Genomic DNA, 1,758 nt, shown 5'->3' with positions numbered 1-1,758 from the left:
ACCAGTATCATCCCAGCGAATCAGGGCACCTTCTTCAGCACAAGCATCAGCTAAGTCACCATCGAGCACAACCCGGCGACCAAGTTCTTCTCCACCAGGATTTAAAGCATCTGTGGAGTAAATAGTACCGGCAGGGCGTCCATCGTACAAAGATTCTAGGTAAAGACTATAGGGAGTATTTCCCTTGAATAAAAAGTTAGCCCGTGGCTCTGGCACAGCATTGCCTGGGGTGCCTAAAAAGTCTTGATCACCACCTGTGTTATCCGTATAACTAGAGGGGTCAGTAACACTTTGCGGCTGGTCAGAGGGCTTAGTTTCAAAAATTAGAGGAGTTTTCTCCTGGGTCTCTAAGTTAAGAACGCCAAAGGTTTATTGGTAGACACCATGGGATTCTTTAAAGTCAAAGTCAAGTATTGTATCTTCAGGAAATTGAATATCCTGGCCAAGAGTTAGCTCTGCTGCTTGAGCTGGAATCAAGCAACTACTTGTGACTCCGCCCAACACAATCCCAATTAGAACTGGTAATCTTGAGCGACTACGCTTAAATTTTAGTTTTATTCTTCTATTCATAAACCTGAGCCTCTTAATAAATTCCCTAAGCGAAGTGATGGGATAGAGATGATATAGATCATGCTTGGCGCAATTTTTCAGGATGAGATGAGTTATTTACTCTCAGGATCAACGGTCAGGAATTAGGCTTCAATCCTGCAGAATAATGCTTTATTTAGATTGCAAAGGTTTAGATGCGCCAAGCACCTATGCTGGGTAACCTTTCATCCTAAAAATTTAAACAAATCTAATTTCTCTCATGAACTATCTCGAATCTAATCCGATCAAGGAGAGAATGGTTGCCAAATTGGCACTTTTTTTGCAAAGACTTGCCATATAATTTCTTTCAGAAAAGAAATTATACTCACTTTTACTATTGGCAGGTGCTTAGGAACAATTACTTTAAAAATTCGTCCAGTCCATCTGCTGGTCATTATACCTTGAGAGGGTTATATAATTTCTGGTTCCTGTCGTTACCTGCTAAACCTATATTCCTGAATACCAGACCTTTATATGAATCTATCTCTCCCTAGAAGGGTGAGGAGAACGCAACTCAGCGATCTACAGTCTTTTTTTAGTATTACTCTCTCATCAACGGGAAGCTGGCAGCGGGCCTAATTTCTATCTATATTTATATTAAGGCATGGTGTCTTTAGCATTAAGTTGGGCATTCTAAAGTTTGCCATTTCTCGTATTTAGGAATATTGAGGCAGAGCTTTGAAGCAGACAAGTTCTAAAATCTCAAAAAAAGTTCGAATTGGGGAAATACTTGTCCAGAAAGGATTGCTTAACTCGTTGCAGCTAAAGCAGGCCCTAGCAGAACAGGGGAGTAGGGGTCAGAAGCTGGGTGAGGTTCTGGTCCAGAAAGAATTAGTTACTCGACCACAGTTAGTCAAAGCCTTAACAGAACAGTTTTTCAAGAACTTTTTGGCCACGTTGTTGCTGTCTCTAGGAACTTTAACTGCTACATCTCCCTTAGTAGGGGCTCAAGGAACTTCTAAACCTGACCCTAACCTGAGGACGAGTGCTTCTTTACAGATCGGCTGGGTTAAGTGGCAACACCGTAAACGAATTAATCTTCGAGAAGAACCTTCTACGAGTGCTACAATCTTGGCTCACCTGAAGCCAGGGATGAAGGTCAATATTCTCAGGCAGATTCTTCCTTTTGGATCGAGTCATTCAGCTTGGTACAAGGTAGAAAGCCAAGGT

Annotated in this window: 2 protein-coding genes and 1 pseudogene; 1 reads left to right on the top strand and 2 read right to left on the bottom strand. The window is 41.8% G+C overall.

The genetic code is table 11. The features are described 5' to 3' along the window. Nucleotides 1-216, bottom strand: a pseudogene (locus tag AC2VE5_RS26375) (hypothetical protein); the annotation flags it as partial. 153 nt (nt 217-369) lie between these two features. Then, entirely contained in the window at nt 370-570 is a 201-nt protein-coding gene (locus AC2VE5_RS26370) for a hypothetical protein (RefSeq protein WP_486890513.1), read from the bottom strand. Nucleotides 571-1,266: 696 nt separating this feature from the next. Here AC2VE5_RS26370 and AC2VE5_RS26365 point away from each other — a divergent pair. Further along, the coding region (locus AC2VE5_RS26365) for an SH3 domain-containing protein (protein WP_486890512.1) at nt 1,267-1,758 on the top strand (492 nt) is incomplete at its 3' end.

The organism is Aliterella sp. E5.1, from assembly GCF_057473825.1.
The sequence above is the reverse complement of the archived record's forward strand: the minus strand, read 5'-3'. Positions and strand labels throughout refer to the sequence as shown.